This window comes from Oligoflexus sp. (genome assembly GCF_035638955.1).
GTDB lineage: Bacteria > Bdellovibrionota_B > Oligoflexia > Oligoflexales > Oligoflexaceae > Oligoflexus.
Map to the genome: position 1 here is coordinate 1 of NZ_DASQYZ010000252.1, position 6,123 is coordinate 6,123.

5 protein-coding genes are annotated in these 6,123 nt (G+C 47.2%); 3 read left to right on the forward strand and 2 right to left on the reverse strand.

The features are described 5' to 3' along the window. Both VE954_RS23640 and VE954_RS23645 read right to left on the reverse strand, forming a co-directional pair. Positions 1-672, reverse strand: a 672-nt coding sequence (locus VE954_RS23640) for a hypothetical protein (protein ID WP_324957427.1), incomplete at its 3' end; no start/stop codon positions are given. 1,070 nt (positions 673-1,742) lie between these two features. Continuing rightward, positions 1,743-2,309, reverse strand: coding sequence for a superoxide dismutase family protein (locus VE954_RS23645; protein WP_324957429.1), 567 nt, complete (start codon positions 2,307-2,309; stop codon positions 1,743-1,745). Between the two features lie 991 nt (positions 2,310-3,300). On the opposite strand from VE954_RS23645, the gene VE954_RS23650 reads away from it, so the two are divergent. The 3 genes from VE954_RS23650 (at position 3,301) to VE954_RS23660 (ending at position 5,958) form a co-directional block, all read left to right on the forward strand. Further along, entirely contained in the window at positions 3,301-3,513 is a 213-nt protein-coding gene (locus tag VE954_RS23650) for a hypothetical protein (protein WP_324957430.1), read from the forward strand. Between the two features lie 1,445 nt (positions 3,514-4,958). Next, positions 4,959-5,204, forward strand: a complete 246-nt coding sequence (locus VE954_RS23655; protein WP_324957432.1) for a hypothetical protein — start codon at positions 4,959-4,961, stop codon at positions 5,202-5,204. Positions 5,205-5,619: 415 nt separating this feature from the next. Then, positions 5,620-5,958 carry a PDZ domain-containing protein gene (locus tag VE954_RS23660; RefSeq protein WP_324957434.1) on the forward strand — a complete coding sequence of 113 codons (339 nt, stop codon included), beginning with the start codon at positions 5,620-5,622 and terminating at the stop codon, positions 5,956-5,958. The last annotated feature ends 165 nt before the right edge of the window (positions 5,959-6,123 follow it).

Consider the following 6,123-nt stretch of genomic DNA (forward strand, 5'->3'; position numbering starts at 1 on the left):
TAAACTGCCGTTGCTTTTGCGGGATCGTTCAAGAAGGAAGCCCGAGTCGAGTTGAAAAAACTCGTTGAACCTGGCAACTGCGGCGATTCCTCCACTGAATGAATAAGTGGTATTGGGATTTCCCGCGATCGAGGAATCATATTGAAAGAAATTTCGATTTGCACCGCCGGTCAATGCCAGTAGAAGGCCGGGAATCCATGCTACCCCTCTCAGTTCACGCCCCAGGCTTGCGTTCAATCCGAGCGAACCCCGGTAGGAGAGATATCTTCGACTATCAGGATTGGTAGGCGCAACAAGTGACCCGCCATAGGTTAGCTGATAATCCGGAAACACCTCAAATGCGCGACTCGAATAAATCATTGACGTGGACGACCAGACGTTACGTTCTTCAGGGGCATCCTGATCCCTGGAAAACCCGGTGGATAAAGCGACTGAACTCTGATCCGCGAGACCATAAAAAATACCAAAACGGCCAGCCAGAACCGAACTGTAGTCAGCTGATTTACTTCCTGCAGCGCTTCTTGAATAAATTGCAGTGGCGCTGGGTTTAAACTCCCCGGTGGCGGTTCTTTCGTCGCTCGTGGGATTGCCTTCCGCAGGAGCTGGTGCGCGACCATAAAGCATGCTTATGAGGACCGCGTAAAAGCCAATTTTGCTGAAATTACCCTTCATTTAACCCCCTTGCATTGTCTATTGGGTGGTCAGTCAATTAAAGAGGCAAAAAAAATGAGCCCGCTTGGCGTCATTTTGAATACTTAATCCTTATTAACTATATTTTCAATCTAAACGCTAAATTTACACTTAATAAATTGAGCACAATGTAACTTTCGAAGTCTACAAATTGCATGATGATCTTTGGTCAGAGTCCAGACCGGATTTTTCGAGTGCGTGGTAAAGGACCAACCAAGTGTAGGGGCAGGAATCGCTTTGCCGCTGGGCGTTTCACAGCCTCGTGCGGCCTTCCAGAGGTTTGAAAACCGTTCATCTCTGATTCCGGTGACGTCGGATTGTAAAATTCGTCGGAGAAAAGGCCTCGGAAGATCGGTGCGTATGGACAAGGCCTTGATGGTGACGCAGGGATATCGGCACTGCAATGAGCCTCCTCCATATCTCGAACCTTCATCGCCACATTTTTCTTCTGAACCCGATGATCACGATCAAAAAAATCCTAAAAAAAAAGGAATGGAAAACCATTCCTTATCAAGAACTGCGCATGACTGAGTCTCAGGGGGAGATTCAGAATGCGACCTGAACATAGCTTTTTTTTGTTTGCCGGTGTAAAAGAATCCTCAGTCATCGAAACAAATGGAGCCATTAAGAGTACAAAGAGGATCAAGGTGATTATAGCATAATTAATCATATTTTTTTAGAGCGTGTACTCGTTTTTGTGCGACATCCAACTAAGTTTTAAGTGGAATCCCTGGAGCTGCTCTTTTTGAAAGAGCTATATCTTCCAGTTAATGTGACTAAGCTATAAATCACCGGAAAAAAACCTATCGCCAGAATTACCCACCTATACGGACTCGGCTCGAAATTCCGATGAATCACCGCCATAATGATAAGAAGGAAAACCAAGTGCGCGACGAAAATTGCGATCTTTGCGTGCATTGAAGCTGCTGACATACCGGTTCACTCCTTTTATTGAGAATACGATGAGTCCGATCTGAACAGGACCCCTGGGGGAGTTGGTCTCTACTCCGGCCTTACCTAATCCTACTGTCGCTGGCGAAGCTATGCCTGGATTATTGCGCCGGGGAGGCCGTGATTGTCCCACAGGCAATGCGCTTTCCGGAATCGCCCGACGGTTGAGTTTTCAGATCATCTTGCTTTTCATGGACGACAACACTTTTCCCCACGATTGCACTCCAATCGGAAAAGGCTTCGAGATCGGGCAAATCGACCTTCAAAAGTCCGCTCCCGTCCTGCTCGACAGGTATATTGCCGAGATCCCCGGCATGCCGCTCTTGGCGGTGAGGCCCTGAATGCTGATTGCCAGTGGGGTTGAAATGTCCGCCTGCTGATGATGCGTCCTCAGCGCTGCAGTCACCTTTCTCGTGAATATGAATTCCGAGTTTCCCCGGAGTGCCGCCGGTGATTTGGGCGACCACCCTGATGCCTTTTTCAATTCTGCTGAATACAACCGTCCCTTTAATATTCGAGGCATTTTTTGGAACAAGCGAAGCTTCACCCAGAAGGAGAGCGGCGTCTGAACCCTTCTCATGGCTGCTTCCGCCGGGAGTGGTGCAAGAGTAGGAAATAACCAATAAGCCGAAGATTGCTGAGAAAGATAGAAATCCATGGAAAGACATAATTCCACCTCTAATAAAAAGGACATTTTCAGAAAAGGAAACAGGTTTCTGAATTTTAGTCCAGCCGAATAATCAAGCCGCCCCTGAACATTTTCCACTGAGAGACTGAACATCAAAACCTAATTTGGACTCGCCTTGCGCCTGGCTTTTTAATTCTGAAAGTCTGTCTTCCTGCATACTTAAGAATAATCGAAAATGACAGAAAATTTTCTAATAAACTGCTTAAAGTTGTTCAACATGCACAAAAAGCTTCCTGTGATGAAACGATCATTGCACGTTGACTCCTTTTTTCAACGGGATGCAAAGAGGCGTTCAAGAAAATCTCACGAAAGAGTTGTCATGCTGGAATCTCTCCGGAAAATGGACCAGTACCCATTTCCCTGGGAGACAAGGGATTGAGGCTTCGGGCTGTTGAATGAAAGCAGGGAGATACAATGCATCATGGCCTAAATCTGTTTTTGAAAGGTGAAAAAGTCATAATCAATGGAAGACGCGGAATTGTGCGTCACCTGACAAACCGTCGCTGCTGGGTGCTGCATGATGGAGAGCAGGCGGCGACGGGGTATACGTGGAGGCAGATGATTCGCGGGACTCGGGTTCCACTTCCCATAGCAAGTGGCTCTAATGTCTGGCCGCCCTTTTATGGGAAGGAGAGCGTCCGGATTAGGCTCCGCTGAAGCTCCTGAGCTTTTCAATGATTCCGACCAAGAACCGAGCTCGCTGATGGTTGTAATCAGCTGAGCCCTGGGACTTTTTATGGCGAAGGATTTGCCGGACGGCTCCACCGCCCTTTTGAAGTAAGTCTGATAACACCCGATGATGTCTATCCCATCCCCATCATTCGCCGGGCTAACGTACTCAACTGCCTCCATTTGGGCTATGTGTCATGGGACATTTCTTTAATTTTAAACGTTGATCAGAAGACTGTTACAAACATTGCACCGGTCTTGAGAGCGCTCTTTACGAGGATGGGCGTGATCGGATTGCCTCGATGCTGCCCATGGCCCTTCTGGTTTTTTCCTGCCGGGATCTTTTAGCCCATTACCCCGGTGCGATAATTATGGAAAAGCCAGCAGGAGCGATGGTTGATCGGGAGCTCCTGGACGATCAGCCAGCCGAAGATATCTATCTGGCCGTAATCCTCAAAGCAAATAAGCCGACCATATTCATCGATTCTCAAATGGACGCTTGTCGGATCGATTGAAGGCATGATCCTTGCCCTATCCCAGATTCGCTCCCGCCGCATTTTGGTAAGAAATCTGTCAGGTCAATTACCATGGCCCGGTTCCTCCTGCATTTCACGACGACCATGCCGCCGAAAAATCGCATCCGGATACGGCTGAAACTTATCCATCATGAATAGATCACTCTATTTACTTGTCAAGCTCTTCGCGGCTATTTAGGAAATTGCGGCGACGCCCACACAGGAGCTACACGCTGACTCAAACACCAGATGCTTGGGTAAAGCAGAGTTTCGGCTTTTTGCCGATCACTGATCGTGCCCCTGGCTGTTGGATCTCTCGCTAAAAAAGGGGCCATGACTACAATGTCATTCGCTTAACTTAAAGCCTTACGTGGGCGGCCTATAGGTCGCCTCTTTGTTTTTTGCGCTTCGTGTGCTGGCATCCTGCTAACTGATTTATACGATCTGCGGGGATATTCTCTGCCAGGTCTTGCGGGATTGAGACAGCCAATGATGAAGCGGATGGAATATTTCGGAGCCGCTCGCATGACCGTCGAGCAGCTGTTAAGCACACGGCAGTTTAGAGTTCAAAACAGTAACCGGTTTCGCGCTGAGCAGAAGGCTTAAGACTGCATCGAATCCACCATTTATTGCTCATCCCATGGTGAGCAACGGGCAGTTTACACTGAATTTTCCGACTGTCCAGCCAGTTATCCGAACACCATCGACCCCCGTTCAATCAAGTCGAACAATTCCGGGACGATGAGGATAAGTTAAAATCAAATTGCAGAACGATTAAAGGAAGAATTGCAGTGGTGCTAATTTTTTCGAATTTTTTTTTAATTTTCTACCTTCTGTCCGTGAAAAATATTAGGTTGGGCCAGCACTTTTCTGGGTTATCAGATAAGCAGCAAGGTCAAGAAACAACAAATGAATTTATTTTTGATTGGATTCATCCTGCAGTTGGCAACCTTATACGGTTTGATTCTTTAAGCTGAATATCTGAACTACAACCAGCGTGGGGCGAGGAAAAGTGCATTTCCGGCATCGAAAACGATCAGCACTTTACAGGTTGGATCTATTTCAGGAGCGGTTCCGATTCCGCTGCGATGAATCGTAATCCCTTTGTTCTGGCAGATTGATCCGGCTTAATTCATCCATGAGAAGTATATGGTCTGCGTTCGTTGTAGTCGACACGCCATCAGGCGCGTTCGGGCCGCTGCTCATCCAACTTTTCCAAAAGATAAGCGATGCTATGCTTACATACGGTTTTTTCAACACGGACGCAGCGAGAAACGCCTATCAACAGTATGAGGCTAGTCAAATCCTGCCTCCCGCTGCTCAAGGCGTCATTTTTCGGGTCCAGTGTCAGGTCTTCTCTCAGTAATTTGATTTATGAGCAGCCGATTGCGCCTCCGGCACTCCGAGACAATGAAAACGCTCTGGAGCTGATTCAAGACGTTGACATGATTATCAAAGAAAAACTGGGCGGGATCGAGAGCGCAAAAGCTCTGGTGGTTCGGGAAGCGCAGGAAAAAGGTCTGGGCTGGTACACCACCGAAAAGGAAGCGGATGACATTGGCGCTGAGATGATTTATCGCCTGGGGCTGGATCCCATGTCTTTCGTTGAATTCAACGTCAACTCAGCTGAAGCGCAAGGCAATACCGAGTGCCGTAAGCAGTATGAGGCAGGCTTCCCAACTCCAGTGTAGCTTGAAGACTTCGATGATCTGCATCACGACTTCTGTTTCCGTGCTTACAATATCTTTCGGGAAATTGAAGTCCATAAGGACTATTTTGCCAAATATTCGGACTCCACAACTCCAGTCATTCAACCCGAACTGACATGGAGCGCGGCTCTCGACACGTTGATGCACATCGAGTGAAAAAAGATTCATGTCCGCAGGCGCGATAACGAAGTATATCCGGGGCATTCTGTTCAGAGAGCCCGCCCGAAGATTGCATCAGTCTGGTGGGCCGCGCGTCAGGCATTTATACCCAATTTCTCCATAAAACAGGCTGAGAACGATTTTTGCTGCTTTAGCCTGGAAAACGTTTGGACTATCGGATTTATCCTGATAAAGACGATCTTGATTGGCTACTCTCCCTAGTAACAGGAAGTAAAACATGTTGAGATTCATTGTGATATTTTTCTTTTCACTTTCCACTTTTGCCAATGGTGGAACCAACGAAGCGTCTCCGAAGACGTTGATGGATGGTAAATTAGAGCCGGAAATCAAGGACAAGGATCTGGTTGGATTTCGGCTGACGAGAATTAGACCTAATTCCATTTTTGACAAAGCAGGGCTGAAGAACGGCGATATTATCGAATCAATCGATGGAGAAAAGCCAGGAACGTCAGCAAATTCTTCGAAAATCTTTCAAAAAATGATAGGGAGCGAGTCGACCAGTCTTCAAATCATAAGAGATGGCGCACAGCTTGAAATTATCTTGGAAAACCAATGATACAATTAACTTGCATCATTGCATAGACACAGGGGAATTCATGCTCCGAACCAAGCCATGGCCAACAGAAGCCTTTCTTAGATTCCTGGTGATTGTTGTATCCCTGTCCTTATGGGCGGCTTTAATTCTATCCGTGATCGGCCTTGTGTATGCAATTGCGATTTT